This window comes from Thermodesulfovibrionia bacterium (genome assembly GCA_030646035.1).
GTDB lineage: Bacteria > Nitrospirota > Thermodesulfovibrionia > UBA6902 > UBA6902 > JACQZG01.
Genome location: JAUSMY010000058.1, coordinates 17,961 through 40,099 on the forward strand (window position 1 = coordinate 17,961; position 22,139 = coordinate 40,099).

Below are 22,139 nucleotides of genomic sequence, written 5' to 3' on the forward strand. Positions count from 1 at the left end.
AGGATTTGATGCCTGGCCCTTTTTCTTTATTCAGACAGCCATGACAGATTCTTCTCCTGCGCTTAAGAAAAACGATTATCTTATCATCATAGCCCTGCTGAATTTCTTTGTTCTTTTAACCTTGTATCAATTCCGTGCTCTTGATGACAACAGGCTTGTAAGCTGGAACTGGATATTTGAAGGTGCAGATGTTCCGATGTTCTTCTTTTTGATCGTTATCGGGATAATGGCAGCTTTCTTTCTTTCAAGAATAACTTTTGTGGAGCGAGGTCATGGGCTTTTTCTTTTTTTATCATCGTTTCTGATAAGCATTTTATTTTTTGGAGAGCCTGAGGTGATCGTGGATGCCTCAAGATACTTTACCCAGGCAAAGCACATTGAGGTTTACGGGCTAAGGTATTTTATAGATGAGTGGGGAAGGGGCATTAAAGCATGGACAGATCTGCCGGTTGTGCCCATGTTTTACGGGCTGATCTTTAAACTTTTCGGGGAATCAAGGCTCTATATGCAGATCTTTACGTCGCTGCTGTTTTCCTCGACCATCCTGCTTACCTATAAGATCGGAAAAGCACTCTGGGATAAAGAGACCGGATTTATTGCCGGAGCGTTGCTTCTGGGTATTCCTTATATCTATACACAGGTGCCGCTCATGCTGGTTGATATCCCGGCTATGTTCTTCCTTTCTTTATCAGTATTTACTTTTATCAGGGCATTAGAAAGAGGGGGGATATGGCCCGTTCTTGCATCAATTTCATTCTTCCTCTCCTTTTATTCAAAATATTCGATATGGCTTATGCTTTCCATTAACGGCGTTATATTCCTTGTTTTTCTGCTACAGCGCCCTGAAAAAAGAAATCCGATATTAAAAAAGGGTGCTGCATTTGCTGTTATTGCCGGAATTTTGATAGTGACCGTATTCCTGTATAAATATGCTCTCTTTTCCGGGCAGATCAGGTTGTTACAGGAGTACCAGGGACCCGGACTGAGGCGATGGGGAGAGAGCTATCTTTCAACATTTCTATTTCAGATCCATCCTGTTATATCTATTGCCGCATTATATTCTCTGATCGCGGCTTTAAGAAGAAAGGACTTAAAATATTTAATAGTTTTATGGCTTGTAGTGATTATTTTTGTACTGCAAATAAACAGGATACGCTATACATTGCCGGCCTTCCCTATGCTTGCCCTTATGGCGTCTTATGGGCTGCGGGAGATAAGAGAGAAGGAGGTCAGGCGCTTTCTTGTCTCCTGTGCGGTTTTGTCTTCACTTATTCTGTCAATCTTTTTCTATCTTCCTTTTCTAAGCAGGATGAGTGCTGTGAACCTTAAAGATGCAGGCTTATTTCTGGATTCCTCCGGCATTGAAGAGGCGGAGGTAATAACAATTACATCTGAAGACAATGTCATAAACTCAGCTGTCTCGGTTCCTTTGCTTGATATCTTCACGCATAAGAAGCTGGTTTTTAAGTATGTGCCAGAGGATATATCTGTAGACGCAATCAAGGAGTCATCACTAAGATTTACATGGGAATACTCAAATCCGGGGTATTACTATAATGAATCTGAATATACTAACGTTGCCCCAATGCTGGTCATTATCTCAAGTGAATCCGGCCAGGTGATGCCGGATTATATTCTATCCAGGACTGAAGGCCGCTCACTGATCAGGACATTTGAGAGATCAACCGGGATCTTCAGCTATAATACTGAAGTGAAAGTTTATCAATAAGACAACGAGGATTACAGCATCGCCTCTTGTGAAAATATATTTTATTTGCCCGGCACAACAAACAAATAAAGACTGATAATTATACAATTAGTTTTTATTATTGGACTAAAGGAATTGCCTGGATTAATATTATCTGTTTTCTATATAATAACTAAATTGATTTTTATACGATATTGATCCATCAATCTTTTTTAATATAGTTTTTCCCTTAATCACAAAAACTTTTTAAAAGGAGGTTTACACACCTGTGGAAAATATTGAAAAGAGAAATAGGTTTTGGGCTTTTGCTGTCACAGGCATCCTGGTACTGATTAGCCTGTTGTACTACAAGGTAAATGTTTACTACATTTACCTGACAGTATACATCTGGTTTGGATTCACTTACGGGATGATGCTGCAGTACGGCAGGTTCTGCATGGCTTCGGCTTCAAGGGATCTTTTTGCTGCCGGAGTGCCGCGAATGGCTGTAGGTATCCTTATAGCGCTTATCTTTTTCAGCCTTGTAAGCGTTGTTTTGGCCGCAACAAATATGAGTACCTTTCATGCCGGGCCTATAGGAGCGCATGAATTGATAGGCGGCATTATCTTTGGAGTAGGGATGGTCCTTGCAGGAGGCTGCGCATCAGGTTCTTTGTATAAGATAGGTGAGGGCAACGGCACATCCGTCCTTTCTATTTTGGGCATATCTTTTGGCCAGGCTATATTTGTTGATGTCGGCGGTGTTTTCAACAAGCTCCTTCCCCAGTCATGGATCGATTCTGCTCAGGCTACAACCTGGGTGCCGAAGGACAAGATCACCTCATGGTTTGATCACTATTTTCTCGGCAATATAGTTCATAAACCGAAAATAATCCTTTCAGATACCGGAGCATTTTCTTCGATCAGCGGGGATGTTGCAAGGAATTTTCTTGCCAACTCACTCATAAACACGATCATCCCTGCCATTCTGCTTTTAGTGGTCATATATGTTTTCTATATGCGTAAGGGTTTCTTAAAGAAGAGGCAGAAGGAGTTAAAGAAGGCAGGAAAGGATGAAAAGACCGGATTAGGTGATGACATCTCAGGGATTTGGACTATGATAACCGCTTCTCAAAGGACGACCCTTATGGGAATTCTCATCGGCATAACTGCGGGCATCCATATCCTTGCAATGAAAGGCATGCAGAACAAGTTTGGCATATCAAACTTTGGCGAACTCCTTATAAGGATGGGATATACCAATGATGTTTCTACAATGGGCAAGGTCTTTGACCCTGGGTACTGGTATATAACCACACAGGAAGCCCAATTTGCTGGCTGGATAATGGAGAAGGTCGGTTGGAATGTCCGTGATGATGTCTTCTTCGGTGTTATGAACGGGCTTCCTGAGTTATGGCGTAATCCCGCACTCTGGATGTCATTGGGAATTATATTCGGGGCCTGTGTTATGGCGCTTTTAAACAGAGAATTCAAGTTCAAGCTTCCAAAGGGTGAACTCATTGTATGGGGACTAGGCGGCGGGCTTCTTATGGGAGTAGGCGCACGTGTTGCCCTTGGATGTAACATCGGGGCATTCTTTATCAGGGTTGCAGGCGGCGATCCGGGCGGATGGCTTTTCGGTATTGGCATGGTTCTCGGCGGCTGGTGCGGTGTTCAGTTCTTTAACTGGTGGACAGACAGAAAGATGGCAAAAGAGATGGCAGCTTTTTAAACAATAAAATAATTTAAGGAGGAAATTTGTAATGGCGATGAAATTTGAAAAAATCAGTGACGGCAGGTATATGCTGGATGTATGCGGGTATGTATGTCCGCATCCGCAAATCTATACCAAGAAATCTATTGAGAAGATAGAAACAGGCGATATCCTTGAACTGGTCTTTGACAACCCGTCATCCGGTGAAACAATAATCCAGATGTGCGATCAGGCCGGCCATGATATCCTTGAGAGGAAAGAAGAAGGCGGCAAGCTGATTTACGTAATTGAAAAAGGTTAAAAATAGAAGGTTATAGGAGGGCCTGTAATGAAGAACAGTTTGTGGATAATAATATTGATTGTTGTTGCAATCCTTGCTTTTCTGGTTGGGTACAGTTTGGCGCCTAATGATGCAGGAACCGGCGGCAGTCCAACAGCTCAGTCAGGCGGCTATGGAGGAGGTCATCCGGCAGGAGGATACGGAACAGGCGGTCAGGGTGGGGCTCCAGCAGGCGGTTATGGTACACCGGCAGGTGGATATGGGACTCCGGGCGGTCATCCGGCAGGTGGTTATGGCACACCGGCAGGTGGATATGGAACTCCGACGGGTGGTCAAGGTAAACCAGCAGGCGGTTACGGACACTAAGAAGTTAGTTGTTTTCTTAAATTATGATGCACTGATGCCAGAAAGGCTGCATATTTTGAGTGGTCTTTCTGGCATTTTTTATTGTAAATAATAATGAATATTAATTCTAACTTCACTAAAAGCGGGATGAAAGATGCTGTGATTTTGGGCGGGGGGCTTGCCGGCCTTTCAGCTGCTCATACCCTTTCAGTCGCAGGAAAAGACCTCATAGTTATTGAAAGCGACGCCACAGTTGGCGGGCTTTCAAAGACAATCATTCATAATGATTTCAGGTTCGATCTCGGCGGACACAGGTTTATAACCAAGAATAAAAAGATAGAGCAGTATGTCAAAGGGCTTTTGGACCAGGAATCGCTTGCCGTATCACGAAAAAGCAAGATATATATGCGTGGCATGTTCTTTGATTATCCCCTAAAGCCCTCAAACTCTATCTTTGGATTAGGCATCCCAACAACCGCTAAAATCCTCTTTGACTATATAAAAGAGAAGGTCAAAGGCATTTTCATAACACCTGTGAATATCTCTCTTGAGGACTGGGTTGTCAACAACTTCGGCCGCACGATGTTCAACCTTTACTTCAAGGATTACAGCGAGAAGGTTTGGGGAATCGACTGCAGCAGGATCAGCGAGGAGTGGGTCTCTCAGAGGATCAGGGGCCTCTCGCTCTGGGTCGCCATAAAGAACGCCTTCTTTAAATTCAGCGGCAAGGATGTTCCCACCCTTGCCAGTAATTTCATCTACCCTTCTCATGGGATAGGGTATCTATCAGACAGGCTCAAAGAGGAGATAGAAAAGTCCAACTCCGTCATGACCGGCACAAAGGTCACACAGATCATTCATAAGGATTTTACCGTGATCAGCGCTATCGCGAAGAATTGTGATAATATCCATGAGATTGAAGCCAGGGAGTTTGTATCAAGTATTCCTGTGACCAGCCTTGTTCAGATGTTAAGCCCTGCTCCTCCGGATGATGTGCTTGAGGCTGCTTCAAGCCTCAAATACAGGGACCTTGTTCTTGTAACAGTCATGGTTGACCGCGAGAAGCTGACCGATCTTACATGGATATATATTCCTGAGAAGGATTTTTCCCTTGGAAGGATACATGAGCCCAAAAACTGGAGTCCTGAGATGGCGCCCGAAGGAAAGACACACTTTGTATGTGAGTACTTCTGTTTTGAAGGCGATGACATCTGGAATACAGATGATAAGGAACTCACTTCTATCACAGTCAAACAGCTTGTCAGGCTCGGTTTCATACAGGAGTCGGAAGTTATAGACAGCTGCGTTGTCAGGGTGCCGAAGACATATCCGCTTTTTGAGGTCGGGTATGAGAAGCATTACAAAAAGCTGATCGATTATCTGGACAACTTCAAGAACCTTCATATCACAGGCAGGAACGGGAAGTTCAGGTACTACAATATGGATCATACGATGGAGTCTGGTATAGATGTCGCTGAGAGGATGATCGGCAAAGCCCTGTAGATCTGTTCTACTGCAATCGCTTCACCTTCTGAAATAAAATCTTACTGCATGCATTGAAGCGGGTCGTATATAATACTGAAATGGCAAAAGTGACTGCGGGCAACAAAATGAAATGCGCTTTGATAATCCCTTCCTGGGTTCCTGAGGATATCTTCTCATCAAAGACCGCCGGCTCACAGATAAACTATTGGCAGCCTCTTGGAACGCTTTATGTCGCTTCTTCCCTCATGAAGGCGGGGCATGAGGTCAGGTTCCTGAACGGCGCATTCATGACCCACAGTGAGATACTCAAAGAACTGCATGATTTTCAGCCTGATGTTGCCGGGATCTACTCTACCGCTTTCGGATGGAAGAAGGCAGTTCACGCTGCATCTCAGATAAAGATGCTGCTGAAGGATATCTTTATAACTGTCGGAGGTCCTTACCCGATAGCGATGCAGGAGAAATGTCTTGAAGATCTAAGGAACATTGACGCTGTTATCACAGGCGAGGGCGAGTTGACAATGGTTGAGATGCTGCAAAGGCTGTCTGAAGGTAAAAACCTTGAAGGCGTTCTTGGGGTTATTTACCGTGAAGGGGATAAGATAGTAAAAAATCCTCCGCGGCCTTTGATAACAGACCTTGATTCACTTCCTTTCCCGGCAAGAGAACTGCTTGGTGATGACAAGGACTATATACCGCCGCCTGCGACTTATAAAAGAAAACCGGTGGCTGTTATCATAACCGCAAGGGGCTGCAACAGGAGATGCCTCTTCTGCTTTCAGATAGACAAGACGAGGAAGAGCGGCATTCGTTTTCGCAGTGTCGAGAATGTATTGGAAGAGATAGAGCTATGTATCAAACAGGGATACAGGGAGATAAAGTTCATAGACGACACCCTTGCCGCTGACTATGACAGGGCGATGAAGCTTGCAGGAGAGATAAAAAAGCGCGGACTTGATTTTGCCTGGTTTGCTTCCGCATGTGTGAATCAGGTTGATAAGCCGCTATTGCAGGCGTTCAAAGACGCCGGATGCTGGGCGATATTATTCGGCGCTGAAAGCGGGGTGCAGAAGGATCTTAATGCGATAAAAAAGGGGATAACGCTTGAGCAGACGCGCAAGGCTGTAAAAGCGGCAAAAGAGGTGGGGTTAACGGTTCATACCCCGTTTCTTTTCGGTATTCCGGGACAGACATACGAAGACGGCCTGAAGAGCATTGAGTTTGCATGCGAGCTGGATCCTGAGATAGCCAGCTTTCACGCTATCACACCTTTCCCAGGCTCTGAGCTTTATGATAATCTTGAGAAATACGGCACCATGTCCGACGACCTGAGAGACTTTACTTATCAGGGAGCGGCTTTTGTGCCTTACAGCATGACAAGGGATGAGATATCAGAGCTGAGGCAGCTTGCATATAAGAGATTCTATTCGCGGCCGGGGTATGTTGTAAAGAGGTTGTTGAAGTTCAGGAGCATAAATGATATAAAGGCTGCTTTTCAAGGTGTAAAGAGCCTCTTCTGGATATGGGCAGAAAGAGGGATTTTCAGCAGCAGAAAGAGCATAACCTGAAGATGCGGAATAAGGGAACTGATAATAACAGCGATATTGCTTCTGTTAAAGGGAAAGGCCTTTCTCGAAACCTTATCATTATTACCTCGGCATTGATCGTTGCTGCTGTGGTCTTCCTTGTATTTCTCCCCACTCTTAAGAACGAGTTTCTTTTGTGGGATGATGACAAGCTGGTTACTGATAATGTTTATATCCGTTCAATTGACCTTAAAATGGTCAACTGGGTATTCACTCATCTTGGACTGACCACCTGGCATCCGATAACATTCATCTCATTTGCGCTGGATCATGCGATATGGGGTCTTGATCCAAAGGGCTTTCACCTGACAAACAATATCTTTCATTCTTTGAATGCCCTTCTGGTCTTCCTTATAGTCTTCCGTCTTGTCGAGTATGCTGTGCCAAATATAAAGGGTGGGGTTGTCAGTGAAATGGCTGTTGTATCAGGTGTTGTGACCGCCCTGCTTTTCGGGGTGCATCCGCTGCGTGTCGAGTCGGTCGCATGGGTGACCGAAAGAAAGGATGTTTTATATGCCTTTTTCTATCTATTGAGCATTCTTGCATATCTCAAATACGTTTCGTCGAAAAACAGGAGCTTAGGTTCTTATCTCCTTTCACTCCTGTTTTTTATTATGTCTCTTATGAGTAAACCAATGGCAGTAACATTGCCTGCAGTGCTGCTTCTGCTGGATTACTATCCGTTAAGAAGGATCCATGCAGGAATGAGAATGGAGAGGATAAAGGCAGTTGTGATAGATAAGATCCCGTTCTTTTTGTTTTCTGCAGTAATATCTTTTGTGACGCTTTCGATGGATCACCCTGCCGAAGCTGCGGTCAAAATGGCAAAATACACTTTTATGGAGCGTATATATATGTCGCTGCACAGCTACATATTCTTTCTTTACAAGATGGTTCTGCCGGTCGTTATTGCGCCGTTTCCTATCATTACCAGCAGTCCGGAAAATGCGCTGTTGTTGTTAATCGGAGCGCTTGTGCTCTTTCTTGCTATCACCACTCTCTGCTTGTATTTATTAAGCAGGAGCAGGGTATATTTAATTGCCTGGCTCTTTTACATTATAACGCTTCTGCCTGTGGCAAACATATTTCGTTTTAACGGGGGCTTTTCGCGTTTTACATACCTTCCAAGCCTCGGCCCGCTTCTTCTTGTAGGTCTATTTTCAGGAAGTCTATATACGGGGGCATCAAAAAAGTCGCTAAAGGCATTGGTCCTTATATCTGCTTTTTCGATAACCCTGTTGTATGCAAGCAAGACGGTCAGCCAGATAGCCATATGGAAGGATACCATAAGGCTGTGGAGCTATCAGCTGGAGATTTTCCCCGGCCGTTTGCCCGAGGTATATAACAACCGCGGTATGGCATACAGAATGGAAGGTCAGCTCGAAGAGGCCTTGGGCGACTACAATAAGGCCATAGAGATCTCCGAAAAGAAGGAAAAAACATACAATAACCGCGGGATCGTGTATGAGATGATGGGAAGGTATGAAGAGGCGATAGCTGATTACAATACAGCAATAATTATTGCCCCGGGATATGTTAAGGCATACATAAACCGTGGCGACTGCTATGCAAAGCTGGGGAAGATGCAGGAGGCGCTGAGAGACCTTACGAAAGCGATAGAGCTTGACCCTGTGTATATCAACGGCTACCAAAAGAGGGCCGGCGTCCACGCGGCGCTGGGCAACACAGAGCTGGCTCTTGAGGATTACGCATCCTACTTAAGCATCTACCCTCTTGAACCTGATATATACTTTAGCCGGGGAAGCTTATACATGTATGAGGGCATGTTTGATGATGCCGTAAAGGACTTCAGCAAGGCGATAGAGCTGAAGCCCGGCTTTCTTGAGGCATACGGCAACCGCGGGACTTCATATATGAACTTGACTAATTATTCTAAGGCTATAGAAGATTTCAGTATGGTTATCAAGCTTGCCCCTCAATCAGATATAGCATATATAAGCCGTGGGGTTGTTTATCTGTATATGGGGAATCCTGACTTGGCAGAAAAGGATTTTATTAAAGCATCCGGGCTTGGCAATAAAGAAGCAGATAAGTATTTAAGGGAGATAAGGCCTGAAAGCCGCAAGTAATGGGTATGCCATATAATAGAAGGCTAATTATTATCATGGCCGCTCTTTTCGTCGCTGCCGCAACCTTTCTTGTTTTTTTGCCGGCTCTGCAGAATGAATTCCTTATCTGGGATGATGACACATTAATAAGCGACAATCTTCACATACGCTCACTTGACCTCAATACAGTCAAATGGGCATTCACACATGTAGGCCTAACCACCTGGCATCCTCTTATCTTTCTATCGTTCGCAGTTGATTATGCAGTATGGGGACTTGACCCGTGGGGTTTTCATCTTACTAACAATATTCTTCATGCACTAAATGCACTTTTGGTCTTTTTCCTGGTCTTCCGTGTTGTAAGCCTTGCAATGCCTGAGAAGAATGCGGAAGGATTTAATGAGATGCCGCTTATTGCTGGCATTGTTACAGCTTTGCTGTTTGGGCTGCATCCACTGCGTGTAGAGGCTGTCGCATGGGTGACGGCAAGGAAGGATCTCTTATACTCATTCTTCTATCTGTTAAGCATGCTTGCATATCTTAAATACGCATCTTCAGGATCAGGGAAGATCAAATTTTATCTGGCATCTTTGATCCTCTTTGCCATGTCGCTTATGAGCAAGCCTATGGCAGTGACCCTTCCCGCTGTGCTTCTTATACTGGACTACTATCCATTGAAAAGGATCTTTCCAGGGATGGGATGGAAGAGTATAAAGATTGTTGCAGCTGAGAAGGTGCCATTCTTTTTATTGACCGTTTTGATGTCGCTGATAACTATCTGGACAAACGTCTCTGCTGACGCATCAACAAAACTGCAGCAGTACTCATTGCTTGAACGTGTCTTTGCTGCGATGCGCGGCTATCTATTCTTTATTTACAAGATGATCTTACCGACAGATCTTATACCGTATTTTACTTACCCTGACAATGTGAATATTTTATCTTTTGAGTATATGGGCGCATTCGTGCTTTTTTCAGCCATTACAATACTCAGCATATTTCTGTTAAAGAGGGACAGGGTGTATTTAAGCGCCTGGCTTTATTACGGCATGACACTTCTGCCTGTGATAGGGATATTACGCATTCAGGGGAATTTTACACGTTTCACATACCTGCCCTGCCTCGGCCCTTTTCTTCTCATCGGGCTTGCGGCGGGCAGCATATACAAGAAGACTAAAAGAAGGGACTTAAGGACAGCTCTTGCTATTGCTGTTTTATTGTTGATTGCAATCTTTGCCGATAAGACCATCAATCAGATACGTATATGGAAAGATACTATAACGCTATGGTCTTATCAGATAGAGCATCTTCCTGACAGAGTTCCAATGGCTTATACAAATCGCGGAATAGCTTATGATAAGGCGGGCGATGTTCAAAAGGCTTTAGCTGACTATGACAGGTCGATAAAAATAGATCCAAAATACGTAAAGCCGTATAACAACCGCGGTGTTTTATATGTTTCGATGAAAAAGTATGAAGAGGCGATGAAAGATTATAACAGGGCCATTGAACTTGATCCGAAATTGGCCCAGGCTTACAGCAACCGCGGGGTTGCTCATGGGATGCTTAAGGATTATGAAAAGACGATTCTGGACTGCAGCAAGGCTATAGAGATCAACCCCGGCATTCCTGATTTTTATTATAACCGCGGTCTTGCTTATGGCGAGCTTAAGCGGTATGACGAAGCTTTAAATGACTTCAGCATGGCTCTCAAGCTGAACCGCGGGCATTCCAAGGCCTATAATAAACGAGGTGATATCTACAGCAGACTGGCAAAACACGAAGAGGCGATAAAAGACTATAGCATGGCTATACAGATTGATCCCGGACAGTCTGAGCCTTATTTTGACAGGGGAAATGCTTACTACCGCGTGGAAAACTGGAACCTTGCCCTTAAAGATTACAATAGAGTTGCAGAGATTGCCCCGAACAATGCAACTGCATATTTTAATATGGGGATCATATACACAAAATTGGGGGAGAATGGAAAGGCTATATCAAGTTTCAAGAGGGCATCTTCACTTGGTCTGAAAAGAGCTGAGGATCATTTAAAACGAAAAAATATTAATTAATATATATCGTGCAATGAAACCAATAACGAGGTTTTAAATAACATTGTTCAATATCAGAGGAGTAAGACATGAATAGGCTTAAAGCTTTTTTAAAGACATCACTTCTTGGAGGGGTAGTTGTCATACTGCCGGTTGCCATACTCATCATGTTCTTCAAATGGCTCTTCGGCCTGGTAACCGGGATGATCCAGCCGCTTACCGATCTTGTGATGGAGACGATGTACATTTCAAAGTACCAGAGGATATTTGCCGATCTCATGGTCCTTGCCACCATAGTGCTTACCTGCTTCTTTGTGGGGATATTTGTCAAAACCAGATTAGGGATCTTTATTCATAAGACGATCGAAGAAAAAATTCTCAAAGTGGCCCCTGGTTATACACTGATCAAGGATACTGTTATGCAGTTTCTCGGCGGCAAGAAAGCCCCGTTCTCATCTGTGGCGCTGGTCCGGGTATTCGGGACTGATGCGCTCTTCATTGCATTTATAACTGACTCGCACCCTGACGGCAGCTATACCGTCTTTATTCCTACAGCCCCTAATCCGACATCCGGAAATATATGCCATTTAAAAAGTGAGAATGTTTATCTGGTGGATGTGCCTGTTGAACAGGCGATGAGGTCAGTGATAAGCTGCGGCGCAGGTTCGGCACCTCTTATTGAGTCGATGCTGAAGAAGATGAAAGAGAAAGAGGCGGATGCTCGGTAAGGCATATATTACAACTGCATATATTCTTTCAAAAGCGCGGGATACATCATGGGATTAAATAGTATATTGGTCATCATATAGCATTCATGTGTGCAGTAACAGCGGTTCTCTTTAATTGAAGCGATAATTCTCCGGGCCTTTTCAGAATTTATAATCTTCTTCATATCATATCCATCCTGCCTGACATTCCCCATCTTCTTGTCAAATGATTCGCATGGATAGATATCCCCTGTCTCTGTGATCACGATGTTGAGCTTTCCGGCGTAGCAGGGGACCAACTGTCTCTTTTGTGTGAAGGTCTCGTATATAAGTCTGCGCTGAAGTATATCCTGCGCTGCCTTGAGCCTTGCTCCACTGAAGCGGTAGATTTTTGAGGTCTTGTCCTTAAGGTTTGATTCGAGTTTCTTTATGGCTTTGTGATACTTATCCATGTCAACATCCTTTAGTTTTTCGTCAGCCACATCCCCGCGTATAAGTGAGATGGTATGTGTCCTGACATTATCAAGTTCGCTTACAAAATCTATCACCCTCTCCATGCTGTCCTGATTTGCCGAGCAGAAGACGGTGTTGATGCCGAGGTCGAAGTTGGGGTATCTGTCAAGGAGTCGGCCGAGCTCTGTGAATGTCCTCATCGTTTTTCTGAAGCTTCCCTTGCCTCTTATGGAGTCATGGAGCTTCTCAGTACCCTCCACAGAAAGTTTTACAGCTATACTGCTCTTGGGGCACTTTTTAAGGATGGCCTCGGTCTTTTTAACAATAGTATCTGTAAGCAGCCCGTTTGTGGGGAGCAGTATGATGGATGGCCTGTTATTTTTATAAAAGACTTCTGTTATATCAACGATATCATCCCTTAGAAATATCTCGCCTCCTGAGAAGGCAAGCCATAACAGATTGCCCATTGAGGAAGAGATCTTTTTTATCTCATTAAGTGTGAGCTCATCTTTTGCTGTCCCGTTCTCTTTTGAAAGATAGAAGCAGAAGGGGCAGCTTGAGTTGCATCTCTTTGTGAGGAATAGGGTCAACTGTATAGGATCGCTCTTCTTAAGGGCTGTTCCTATATGCCGGAAGGGAGAATATCTCATTTTTTTAATAGAGCGCTTATTAATCCGGAAATTCCTCCTGCGCACACAGGGACAGGATAGACCACTATCCAGTAAAGCAGTGAAAGAATTGCGAATACAGTACCATTTTCTCTATAGAAAGCCATGATCAGCTTTCTGCTTAATGCAATATTCAAAGTTAAGGTAAGCGGGATAAGGTATAAAGACAGGGGTTGCTGAAAGACCGCCCATGATGCAAGCAGAAGGAGAGTGACAAAAAAAGATAAAACATTGAATTTCAGTTCAGATGACGCGCATCCTGAATCAGCGGTCAAGTCTTTATTTGAAAGCGAGTAAATTATCCAGTACCTGGATTTCTTGAATGCGTTTTTCAGTGAACGAGAGAATGAGAAGTTGAATACATGCTGTACCTTGATGTCGGGATTCATTACAAGTCTCTTTCCTGCCCCCTTCATCCGGTGGCTAAACTCGACATCCTCCAGCATCGGCAAAAAATCTTCAGGAAATCCGTTGCTTTCTTTAAATGTCCGGGAATGAATTGCCATTGCGTGTGTTGCTATATAATCAGGGTCAGCAGTATTTTTAGTCTCGGAATAGTTAATAGATACGGACTGAAAGCGGCTGAAAAAGTCCTTATCAAAAGGTTCAACTGTATAGGTTCCTCCAAGTACGATATCGCCTTCTTTTGATATTATCCTTCTTGCAGCAGAAAGAGTATCTTTTTGAAGAAGGCAGTCAGCGTCAGTAAAGAAGATGATATCTCCGGTGCTGTTTTGGGCTCCAATGTTTCTTGCTTTTGAGGCACCTGCATTTTCATAAAGACAAATGAGCCTGCACGGGAATTCCTTGATGATATCAACGGAGTTGTCTGAAGAATTGTCATCAACGACTATTACTTCAAAATCATCGTATTCAGAAGCCAGAGCTGCCTCCAGGCAGATTCCTATGGTTCCTGCCATATTGTAATTTGGTATAACTATTGAGATGCTTGGCATTTTCTTTGTTTCATCATAAAAAATTAGGGGAAGCGTATTAATTGTAAAAATAAATCATTTATTATTATAATATATGCCAACTTATTTAATAGGAGGGCGATATGGCTAAAAAAGTTGCAATAATCGTAAAAGACAGAGTGGATGAGGCGCTCAGGATGGGAGTTGGAGCTACTTTGGCTGATGATCAGATCCATGTATTTATTATGGATAAGAAGGTTGAGATGAATGCTGACAATGAGCTTAACCTCGAAACAATGCAGGACCTTGATGTTAAGATATTTACCAATAATCCGGCGAATCCCTATGAGCAGAAGAGCACTGAAGAGATAGCAAAAATGCTTGCGGATTATGATATTGTAGTTCCCTACTAACAGTCTTTTCAAAGTAAAAAACCATGTGAGGTGATATGCTCCAGGAAGTTCAGGAAATAAATCCAACAACCAGAAAACTCAGTATCAGTATACCTTCAGAAGTAATTGCTAATGAACTTTCAAGCGCTTACAGCAGGCTAAATGCAAGCGTGAAGGTCCCGGGCTTCAGGCCGGGTAAAGCGCCTCGCGCCATTCTTGAAAAGAAATACGGCAAGAGCATCGAAGGCGAGGTCATAGAGAAGATAATCCCTGAATATTATTCTAGGGCGATAGACGAGGCTAAGCTTGAGCCTGTTGATTATCCCAACATTGAAGGCAGGTTGGATATCAAGGCAGATCAGCCGCTTGTATTCTCACTTACTGTTGAGGTCAAACCTGACGTAAGCGGTATTAAATACGACGGCATTATTTTAGAGAAGAAGACATTTACAGTTGAGGACGAAGAGATAAATAAGGCGCTTGAGATACTTCGGGAGAGCAAAGTGCTCTTTACTGTTTCTGAGACTGAAGTTGAAAAGGGCGACATCGCGGTAATCAATGCAGATGCTTTTGTAGACGGTCAAAAGAGTGAAGACATGTCTCAAAAGGATCTCACTCTCTTGCAGGGTGCTGAAGAGACACCCAAAGAGTTCAGCGAGGCTATGCTCGGGAAGAAGAAGGGAGATGTTTTTGAGGTAAAGATAAATTTTGAAAATGACCATCCAAACACTGCCATCGCAGGCAAGGAGGTCTTGTTCAAAGTCACGGTTGCCGAGACTAAGAAGAGAGAAATTCCACCGCTGAATGAAATTCTTGCCAATGAGTTTGAATGTGACACATTAGATGAGCTCAAACAGAAGATCAAAGATGATATAAGTGATAGAAAAGAGAGCGAGATGAATCTCGCCTATAAAAAAGATATCATCAATAAGATCATTAAGGACAATGACATTGAAGTCCCTTCTTCTATGGTGAAGAGCGAGATTGAGAGCTTCATCCAGCAGATGCAGGAAAATTCTTCCAGAAGGGGCGTGGCTGTTAAAACTGATGAGGAGCTGAGCAAGGATTACGAGGCTACCGCCAGGGACAATGTAAAGAGTGTGATTATAATTGAGGCTATCGGCAAGAAAGAGAATATTGCAGTGACTGATGATGACATTAAAAAGGCGATGGAGGAGATAGCTGCACGCCATAACCTGGGACTTGAAGAGCTGACTAAGCTTTACAGCGTGAGGGAAGGCTCTATGGACGCTATGAAGAGCAGACTATTCGCGGATAAAGTGTTAGAATATTTATTAGAAAAAGCAGTGATCCAATAACATTTATTACAGGAGAGAGAATTGAATTTAATACCTATAGTAGTTGAGCGGTCTGAAAGGTCAGAAAGGGCTTATGACATTTACTCCAGGCTGCTTAAGGACAGGATAGTATTTTTAGGAAGTCCTGTTGATGATAATGTCGCTAATACCGTAATTGCACAGCTCTTATTCCTTCAGACAGAAGATCCGGATAAAGATATTCATCTTTATGTTAATTCCCCGGGCGGCGCTGTCTCTGCGGGCCTTGCCATATATGATACAATGCAGTATATAAAGCCGGATATCGCCACTTATTGTATAGGGCAGGCTGCCAGCATGGGTGCGCTTCTTTTATCCGCAGGCACCAAAGGCAAGCGGTTCTCGCTCCCTCATTCTCGGGTAATGATACACCAGCCAACTGGCGGAGCCTACGGTCAGGCATCTGATATTGAGATACATGCGAAGGAGATCCTGAAGATAAAAGATTCACTTAATAAGATACTTGCAAAACATACAGGACAGGATGTAAACAAGGTTCGGGAAGATACCGAGAGGGATTATTTCATGTCAGGCGAAGAGGCAAAGAAATACGGCATTGTAGATGAAGTGATAGTATCACTAAAAAAAATAACGGGATAAATAATGGAAGATAATAAAAAGACAGGGGTTAAAGACGATATGCTCAAATGTTCCTTCTGCGGAAAAGGACAGAAGGAGGTCAGGAAGCTAATCGCAGGCCCTACAGTATATATATGTGATGACTGCGTGAATCTGTGCAACGAGATCATGGCTGAGGAGTTTGACTCATCCATTGACATAAGTGTTGCGCAGAACATTCCTACTCCAAAGGATATCAAGGGCTTTCTTGATGATTATGTCATTGAGCAGGATAAGGCTAAAAAAATCCTCTCTGTTGCTGTGCATAATCACTACAAAAGGATCAATAATCCGGCTGATTCCGATATTGACCTTGAGAAGAGCAATATACTGCTTATAGGCCCGACCGGTACAGGTAAGACAATTCTTGCGCAGACCCTTGCAAAGATGCTTAATGTGCCGTTTACCATTGCTGACGCCACAACACTGACGGAAGCAGGATATGTAGGGGAAGATGTAGAGAACATAATACTCAAGCTTCTTCAGGCTGCTGATTATGATGTTGAGAGGGCGCAGAGAGGCATAATTTATATTGATGAGATAGATAAAATAGGCCGGAAGACCGAGAATGTTTCAATAACAAGGGATGTCTCCGGTGAGGGAGTCCAGCAGGCCCTTCTGAAAATAATTGAAGGCACGGTTGCCAACATCCCACCGCAGGGCGGCAGAAAGCATCCCCAGCAGGAGTTTGTACAGGTAAATACCGCCAACATACTCTTTATATGCGGAGGGGCATTTGTAGGGCTTGAAGACACGATTGAGAAGAGAACCTCTAAGTCCACTGTAGGTTTTGGCGCAGAATTGAGGAGCAGTCATAAAAAGCCGATAGGCGAGGTGCTTTCAATGGTAGAGCCGCAGGATCTTATAAAGTACGGGCTCATTCCTGAATTTGTCGGAAGGCTTCCTGTATTTGCGACACTTGATGAGTTGAAGGAACATGCCTTGGTAAGGATACTTACTGAGCCGAAGAATTCTATTATCAAGCAGTATCAGAAGCTCTTTTCTTTTGATTCTATTAAGCTTAGGTTTACAGAAGAAGCTATTGTTTCCATAGCAAGAGAGGCGGTGAAGCGCAAGACAGGTGCACGAGGGTTGAGGGCGATACTTGAGAACGTGATGCTTGATATTATGTACGAGATCCCTTCCCAAAAGGGAATCAAGGAGTGCCTCATTACAGACGGTGTGGTCAATAATAATGGTAAACCTGTGCTGCTTTTTGAAGAAAAGGCAGAGTCTGCGTAGGCTGTCTAAGTTTTTCTTCTGTTTTCGGTGAGCCCGTGGGCGATGAGTTTTGTCAGCTTCTCTTTTAATTCAGGGTCATTAATATCTTTCAATGTGTCTTCGATGTAAGCAAAATCATCGTTTGAGAGCTCAAGTTTATTTGGTGAAGGAATGCTGGCTTCAGCTTTTGAGAGCCTGCCCAGTTTAAACCTGATCTCTGTCATGTCATACTGCTTAAGCTTCTCAGATATCTCTTCCTTGAAGAAACCGAGATGATGCATCCATTGCGGAGTATCAACAGTTATTGTAAGCTGTTTGTCTTTGATCGCTTCAGGGGATGTGTGTGCTGCAATGGTTTTACCAACGAGCTTCGGCCAATGTTTTTGCAGTTTGTTGACTAGAAGCCCGTTCTCAATGCCCGACTCTTTAAAATATTTTTTTAGGAGGCCATTAAGAGAGTGCATGTAAATAACAATTAATAATCAGCAACTGATAATTACTAAACTGCCTTTTTGATCTTTCCTGAACGCAGACATCTTGAGCAAACATGAAGCTTCTTTGTTCCATGTTCGGTCTGGACCCGCATCTTCTGCAGGTTAGGCCTGAAGACACGTTTTGTCTTGTTATTAGCGTGACTGACATTGTTGCCTACTACTCTCTGCTTTTCACAAACTGAGCATACTGCCATTTATACTTCCTCCTTGAGGATTGAATTAAAAGAGCACTTATGATACCATTATGTGTTCTTATGTTACAAGAACTAAATTATAGCAGTTCAGTGTAAATAAGTCTTTTTTTATTCAGAGAGCATTTAAGGTATTCGGCAAGGGAGAATAATGGCAAAAAAAAGGGTTCATGAACTTTCAAAAGAGACAGGTGTCAGCAATAAGGAGATACTTGCCAAACTTAATGAGCTTGGAATTGAGGCCAAATCCCATGCTTCAAGCATAGATGAAGATATAGCCCTAAAGATTATTCAGTTCTTTAATAAAAAGGGTGGAGAAAAGACTGAGGCGGAAACTGCATCAAAGGTTCAAAACAAGACTACGGCTGAAAAGCAGAAGACAAAGCCCTCCAAGCCGGATGATAAGGTAAAAAAAGAAAATAAGTCTGTTGCACCTGCAAAAGCAAAGAAGGCAGAAGGTAAGCCAAAAGATAAAGAGGAACAAAAAAGAGAAGAAACTGCAAAACCTTCTTTTGTCAAAAAGGCTGAAGAAACGGAAGCGGTTTCTATCAAACCTGCTTCTACTGAAAATGCAGCTAAAATAGAAAAAGCCCGCGACAATAAGTCCAAGTTCCAGAATAAGCCTGGTATGATGAAGGCATTTGACTCGATCAGAAGGGTTGAAGCCGGCAATAAAGGGTTTGCCTTTCAGGCCCATCATAAGAAGACTGAAAAGAAGCCGCTGGTAAAAAGTGTTGACACGATAGCTCCTCCCTTGTCTACGCAGCCACGCAAGCGAATTCTCAAGTTCAGGGAAGGCACCACTGTAAAAGAGTTTGCAGAGCTGATAGGCCAGAAACTTCAGGATGTCATCAAGAAGTTTATGGAGCTTGGATACATGGCGACTATAAACCAGGCTCTTGATGCGGATGCTGCTCAAATTGTTGCCGAGACATATGATATCAAGATAGAGCCAACCAAGGTTGAAAGCGAGGAAGAATTTCTTCAGTTAGCAGCTGTAGATGAGTCAGCGCTGATGCATCGTCCGCCGATAGTTACTATAATGGGACATGTTGACCATGGCAAAACCACATTGCTTGATACCATAAGAAAGACAAAGGTTACAGAGTCAGAATCCGGAGGCATAACACAGCATATTGGCGCTTACAAGATAACAGTTAAGGGAAAGGAGATCGTCTTTCTCGATACTCCAGGGCATGAGGCCTTCACAATGATGAGGGCAAGGGGCGCTAAAGTTACTGATATAGTTGTCCTTGTAGTGGCTGCTGACGACGGTGTTATGCCGCAGACGATCGAGGCTATTAATCATGCCAAGGCAGCCAAGGTCCCTATTATTGTTGCAGTAAATAAGATAGACAAGCCTGAAGCGGATGTCTCAAGGGTCAGGAATGAACTATCTCAGTATAATGTGGTTTCCGAAGCATGGGGTGGAGAAAATATCTTTGTGGAAGTATCTGCAAAGAAGGGGACAGGCATAGACACTCTCCTTGAGATGATCCTTCTTCAGGCTGAAGTGCTTGAGCTTAAGGCTGACTATAAGAGAGCGGCACGAGGCACAGTCATTGAGGCAAAGCTTGATAAAGGAAGAGGGCCTATTGCCACTGTTTTAATTGAATCCGGAACGCTGAAGACAGGAGATTCATACCTTGTAGGCACGATAGCCGGAAGGGTCAGGGCTCTCTTGGATGACAACGGCAAGAAGATCGATACTGCCGGGCCTTCAACTCCGGTTGAAGTTATCGGGCTTCCGGATATTCCACAGACGGGTGATGTATTTGTAGTGCTTGAGGATGAGAGGAGAGCAAGGCAGATAGCTGTTACCAGGCTTCAGAAACAGAGAACGGTTGCTGCCCCTATGAAGAAGGTGACCCTTGATGAGTTCTTTGAAAAGGTTAAAGAGGGAGAGATAAGGGATCTTAACATAATTATCAAGGCTGACGTGCAGGGTTCTGTGGAAGCTGTCAAGGATTCTCTTGAAAACCTGAGCACTTCAGATGTTCAGGTCAAGGTCATCCATACCGGCGCCGGAGGCATAAATGAGTCTGATATCATGCTTGCCTCAGCATCTAATGCCATAATCGTAGGCTTTAATGTCCGTCCTGATGCCAAGGCTGCCTCACTGGCAGAAAGGGAAGGTGTTGATATTGAACTTTACAGCGTAATATATGAAGCTATCAATGATGTAAGAAAGGCGCTTGAAGGCCTTCTTGCCCCGACATTCAATGAAAAAGTGCTCGGCCGCGCCGAGGTCAGAGGTGTTTTCAAAGCTTCGAAGGTAGGATCTATTGCCGGGTGCTATGTGATCGACGGGATGATGAGCAGGGCAAGTTCCGGCGTAAGGGTTATAAGGGATAGTGTCGTTGTTTATGAGAGCAAGATAGCCTCGTTAAAGAGATTCAAGGAAGATGTCAGGGAAGTTCAGACAGGGTTTGAATGCGGTATTCTGGTGGATAATTTTAACGACATTAAGGTCGGCGATATCCTTGAAAATTATATAATAGAAAAGGTCGCCACAAAACTTTCTGATTAATATTAAACCCCAATTCAGGTTCTTAATTTTCAACTGTTAATTAATCATTATGCATCCATTTAAACGTTCAGCAAGGGTAAGCGACCTGATAAAGGAAGAGACTGCCAACATTATTACGCATAAGCTCGATAACCCTAAACTCGGTTTCGTAACAGTGACAGGGGCCAAGGTCACTGATGACCTCAGGCACGCGACGATATTTATAAGCGTCCTTGATGACTCAAAACGCGGGACCGTTCTTGAGATACTCGCTAACTCCACACCTTTTATACGAAGCGAAATTGCAAGGAATATCAGGATGAGGGTTCTTCCTAAAATACACTTTAAGATAGACTCCGGAGTTGAATACGGCAAAAAGATAGACAAGATATTGAGCGAGATAAAGACCGATGAGAGCGTAACAGAGAATAATGAAGATAGCGCCGAAATTAATAAGCCTGATAAAGAAGAGTAATGATTTTCTTATAGCAAGCCATCTGAACCCTGATGGCGACGCTTTAGGCGCAAGCATCGCGCTTGCAATCGCATTAAAGAGGATGGGGAAAGATGTGCAGGTCATTAACAGGGACACTGTACCGGCTGACCTCAAATTCCTTCCTTCTTCAGACCTGCTCATCCAACAAGTTCCTGACAAAGAGTTTGATGTTCTGTTCATAGTTGATTGCAATACTATTGAAAGGACAGGCCTCAAAGATCTCAAGGCAAAATCAGTCATCATTGTCGATCATCATATTCTGCCTGATAATGCTCAAGAGATATGGGACAGTGAAACGATGCTTCAAAGTATGGTTGAAACCAAGGCTGCCGCAACAGGCGAGCTTATATTCATGATATTGACTGAACTTGGCGTAGCGATAGATAAGGAAATAGCCACAAACCTTTACACAACCCTTCTTTTTGACACCGGAGGCTTCAGATACTCCAACACGACTCCGGAGGCTTTACATATAGCTTCAAAACTTGTTGCCGCAGGTGCTGAGCCATGGTGGATCAGCAGGGAACTTTATGAGAATGTTCCGTATAATGCCATGCAGCTTCTTGCTTCTGCCTACACAACAATCGAGAAAGAAGGCGGTATAGCCTGGATCACGGTCACTAAGGAGATGTTAAAAGAGACCGGAACAACGCCAGAGGACACGGAAAACTTTGTTGACCACCCGCGCAAAATCAAGGGTGTTGAAGTTGCCGTCTTCTTCAGAGAGGGTGACGAGGGCAAATGCAAAGTGAGCCTCCGCTCTAAAGGCGTTATTGATGTCCAGAAGATAGCTGCCCGCTTCGGAGGAGGAGGCCATGCTCCTGCTGCCGGATGCAGTATAAAAGGTCCGCTTCAGGAAGTAAAGAATATAATTCTTGATGCTGTCAGAGAATCGTTAACAATAAGTAAAAAATCTAATTAA

The 22,139-nt window shown here is 43.7% G+C and carries 20 protein-coding genes; 16 read left to right on the forward strand and 4 right to left on the reverse strand.

Translation table 11 applies throughout. From position 1 onward, the window contains the following. The first annotated feature begins 40 nt into the window (after positions 1–40). The 9 genes from Q7U10_10415 (at position 41) to Q7U10_10455 (ending at position 11,945) form a co-directional block, all read left to right on the forward strand. Positions 41–1,729 carry a glycosyltransferase family 39 protein gene (locus Q7U10_10415; GenBank protein ID MDO8283015.1) on the forward strand — a complete coding sequence of 563 codons (1,689 nt, stop codon included), beginning with the start codon at positions 41–43 and terminating at the stop codon, positions 1,727–1,729. Positions 1,730–1,976: 247 nt separating this feature from the next. Continuing rightward, positions 1,977–3,419, forward strand: a complete 1,443-nt coding sequence (locus tag Q7U10_10420) for a YeeE/YedE thiosulfate transporter family protein (protein ID MDO8283016.1) — start codon at positions 1,977–1,979, stop codon at positions 3,417–3,419. 31 nt (positions 3,420–3,450) lie between these two features. After that, a complete protein-coding gene (locus Q7U10_10425) occupies positions 3,451–3,702 on the forward strand; it encodes a sulfurtransferase TusA family protein (GenBank protein MDO8283017.1) in 252 nt (83 codons plus the stop codon). 27 nt (positions 3,703–3,729) lie between these two features. Beyond that, on the forward strand, positions 3,730–4,047 hold the full coding sequence (locus Q7U10_10430; GenBank protein ID MDO8283018.1) for a hypothetical protein: 318 nt from the start codon (positions 3,730–3,732) through the stop codon (positions 4,045–4,047). A gap of 93 nt (positions 4,048–4,140) precedes the next feature. Then, positions 4,141–5,529, forward strand: a complete 1,389-nt coding sequence (locus Q7U10_10435) for an FAD-dependent oxidoreductase (GenBank protein ID MDO8283019.1) — start codon at positions 4,141–4,143, stop codon at positions 5,527–5,529. An 80-nt stretch (positions 5,530–5,609) separates the two neighbouring features. Then, on the forward strand, positions 5,610–7,079 hold the full coding sequence (locus Q7U10_10440) for a radical SAM protein (protein MDO8283020.1): 1,470 nt from the start codon (positions 5,610–5,612) through the stop codon (positions 7,077–7,079). Next, positions 7,034–9,187, forward strand: a complete 2,154-nt coding sequence (locus tag Q7U10_10445) for a tetratricopeptide repeat protein (protein MDO8283021.1) — start codon at positions 7,034–7,036, stop codon at positions 9,185–9,187. Before Q7U10_10440 ends, Q7U10_10445 begins: the two co-directional genes overlap by 46 nt. Before the next feature lie 35 nt (positions 9,188–9,222). Then, on the forward strand, positions 9,223–11,238 hold the full coding sequence (locus tag Q7U10_10450; GenBank protein ID MDO8283022.1) for a tetratricopeptide repeat protein: 2,016 nt from the start codon (positions 9,223–9,225) through the stop codon (positions 11,236–11,238). Positions 11,239–11,306: 68 nt separating this feature from the next. Then, positions 11,307–11,945 (forward strand): DUF502 domain-containing protein, encoded by a 639-nt coding sequence (locus tag Q7U10_10455; GenBank protein ID MDO8283023.1) that lies wholly within the window; start codon positions 11,307–11,309, stop codon positions 11,943–11,945. 8 nt (positions 11,946–11,953) lie between these two features. On the opposite strand, the gene Q7U10_10460 is transcribed toward Q7U10_10455, so the two are convergent. After that, complete coding sequence (locus Q7U10_10460; GenBank protein MDO8283024.1) at positions 11,954–13,027, reverse strand: radical SAM protein; 1,074 nt, start codon at positions 13,025–13,027, stop codon at positions 11,954–11,956. Next, complete coding sequence (locus tag Q7U10_10465; protein ID MDO8283025.1) at positions 13,024–14,001, reverse strand: glycosyltransferase; 978 nt, start codon at positions 13,999–14,001, stop codon at positions 13,024–13,026. Before Q7U10_10465 ends, Q7U10_10460 begins: the two co-directional genes overlap by 4 nt. 101 nt (positions 14,002–14,102) lie before the next feature. On the opposite strand from Q7U10_10465, the gene Q7U10_10470 reads away from it, so the two are divergent. From Q7U10_10470 to clpX, 4 genes are read left to right on the forward strand one after another with little or no spacing between them, the layout of a single operon-like run. After that, a complete protein-coding gene (locus tag Q7U10_10470) occupies positions 14,103–14,372 on the forward strand; it encodes a hypothetical protein (GenBank protein MDO8283026.1) in 270 nt (89 codons plus the stop codon). Between the two features lie 35 nt (positions 14,373–14,407). After that, positions 14,408–15,670: a trigger factor gene (gene tig / locus Q7U10_10475; protein MDO8283027.1), complete on the forward strand. Its 1,263-nt coding sequence runs from the start codon at positions 14,408–14,410 to the stop codon at positions 15,668–15,670. A 21-nt stretch (positions 15,671–15,691) separates the two neighbouring features. Beyond that, positions 15,692–16,288, forward strand: coding sequence for an ATP-dependent Clp endopeptidase proteolytic subunit ClpP (clpP, locus tag Q7U10_10480; protein MDO8283028.1), 597 nt, complete (start codon positions 15,692–15,694; stop codon positions 16,286–16,288). Between the two features lie 3 nt (positions 16,289–16,291). Beyond that, positions 16,292–17,548, forward strand: a complete 1,257-nt coding sequence (gene clpX, locus Q7U10_10485; protein ID MDO8283029.1) for an ATP-dependent Clp protease ATP-binding subunit ClpX — start codon at positions 16,292–16,294, stop codon at positions 17,546–17,548. Between the two features lie 5 nt (positions 17,549–17,553). Here clpX and Q7U10_10490 read toward each other — a convergent pair whose 3' ends face one another. Next, a complete protein-coding gene (locus tag Q7U10_10490) occupies positions 17,554–17,991 on the reverse strand; it encodes a DUF721 domain-containing protein (protein ID MDO8283030.1) in 438 nt (145 codons plus the stop codon). 35 nt (positions 17,992–18,026) lie between these two features. Next, a complete protein-coding gene (gene rpmB / locus Q7U10_10495) occupies positions 18,027–18,215 on the reverse strand; it encodes a 50S ribosomal protein L28 (GenBank protein MDO8283031.1) in 189 nt (62 codons plus the stop codon). Positions 18,216–18,363: 148 nt separating this feature from the next. Here rpmB and infB point away from each other — a divergent pair, with 148 nt between their 5' ends. From infB to Q7U10_10510, 3 genes are read left to right on the forward strand one after another with little or no spacing between them, the layout of a single operon-like run. Then, positions 18,364–20,742 carry a translation initiation factor IF-2 gene (gene infB, locus Q7U10_10500; GenBank protein MDO8283032.1) on the forward strand — a complete coding sequence of 793 codons (2,379 nt, stop codon included), beginning with the start codon at positions 18,364–18,366 and terminating at the stop codon, positions 20,740–20,742. A gap of 49 nt (positions 20,743–20,791) precedes the next feature. Further along, positions 20,792–21,196, forward strand: a complete 405-nt coding sequence (rbfA, locus tag Q7U10_10505; protein ID MDO8283033.1) for a 30S ribosome-binding factor RbfA — start codon at positions 20,792–20,794, stop codon at positions 21,194–21,196. Continuing rightward, entirely contained in the window at positions 21,153–22,139 is a 987-nt protein-coding gene (locus Q7U10_10510) for a bifunctional oligoribonuclease/PAP phosphatase NrnA (GenBank protein ID MDO8283034.1), read from the forward strand. The genes rbfA and Q7U10_10510 overlap by 44 nt, the downstream gene beginning before the upstream one ends.

What these genes read in the sequence shown, in the direction of transcription:
- Q7U10_10415 (MDO8283015.1), top strand. Translation starts at nt 41, where the DNA reads ATGACAGATTCTTCTCCTGCGCTTAAGAAAAACGATTATCTTATCATC.
- Q7U10_10425 (MDO8283017.1), top strand. Translation starts at nt 3,451, where the DNA reads ATGGCGATGAAATTTGAAAAAATCAGTGACGGCAGGTATATGCTGGAT.
- Q7U10_10430 (MDO8283018.1), top strand. Translation starts at nt 3,730, where the DNA reads ATGAAGAACAGTTTGTGGATAATAATATTGATTGTTGTTGCAATCCTT.
- Q7U10_10435 (MDO8283019.1), top strand. Translation starts at nt 4,141, where the DNA reads ATGAATATTAATTCTAACTTCACTAAAAGCGGGATGAAAGATGCTGTG.
- Q7U10_10440 (MDO8283020.1), top strand. Translation starts at nt 5,610, where the DNA reads ATGGCAAAAGTGACTGCGGGCAACAAAATGAAATGCGCTTTGATAATC.
- Q7U10_10445 (MDO8283021.1), top strand. Translation starts at nt 7,034, where the DNA reads ATGGGCAGAAAGAGGGATTTTCAGCAGCAGAAAGAGCATAACCTGAAG.
- Q7U10_10450 (MDO8283022.1), top strand. Translation starts at nt 9,223, where the DNA reads ATGGCCGCTCTTTTCGTCGCTGCCGCAACCTTTCTTGTTTTTTTGCCG.
- Q7U10_10455 (MDO8283023.1), top strand. Translation starts at nt 11,307, where the DNA reads ATGAATAGGCTTAAAGCTTTTTTAAAGACATCACTTCTTGGAGGGGTA.
- Q7U10_10460 (MDO8283024.1), bottom strand. Translation starts at nt 13,027, where the DNA reads ATGAGATATTCTCCCTTCCGGCATATAGGAACAGCCCTTAAGAAGAGC.
- Q7U10_10465 (MDO8283025.1), bottom strand. Translation starts at nt 14,001, where the DNA reads ATGCCAAGCATCTCAATAGTTATACCAAATTACAATATGGCAGGAACC.
- Q7U10_10470 (MDO8283026.1), top strand. Translation starts at nt 14,103, where the DNA reads ATGGCTAAAAAAGTTGCAATAATCGTAAAAGACAGAGTGGATGAGGCG.
- tig (MDO8283027.1), top strand. Translation starts at nt 14,408, where the DNA reads ATGCTCCAGGAAGTTCAGGAAATAAATCCAACAACCAGAAAACTCAGT.
- clpX (MDO8283029.1), top strand. Translation starts at nt 16,292, where the DNA reads ATGGAAGATAATAAAAAGACAGGGGTTAAAGACGATATGCTCAAATGT.
- Q7U10_10490 (MDO8283030.1), bottom strand. Translation starts at nt 17,991, where the DNA reads ATGCACTCTCTTAATGGCCTCCTAAAAAAATATTTTAAAGAGTCGGGC.
- rpmB (MDO8283031.1), bottom strand. Translation starts at nt 18,215, where the DNA reads ATGGCAGTATGCTCAGTTTGTGAAAAGCAGAGAGTAGTAGGCAACAAT.
- infB (MDO8283032.1), top strand. Translation starts at nt 18,364, where the DNA reads ATGGCAAAAAAAAGGGTTCATGAACTTTCAAAAGAGACAGGTGTCAGC.
- rbfA (MDO8283033.1), top strand. Translation starts at nt 20,792, where the DNA reads ATGCATCCATTTAAACGTTCAGCAAGGGTAAGCGACCTGATAAAGGAA.
- Q7U10_10510 (MDO8283034.1), top strand. Translation starts at nt 21,153, where the DNA reads ATGAAGATAGCGCCGAAATTAATAAGCCTGATAAAGAAGAGTAATGAT.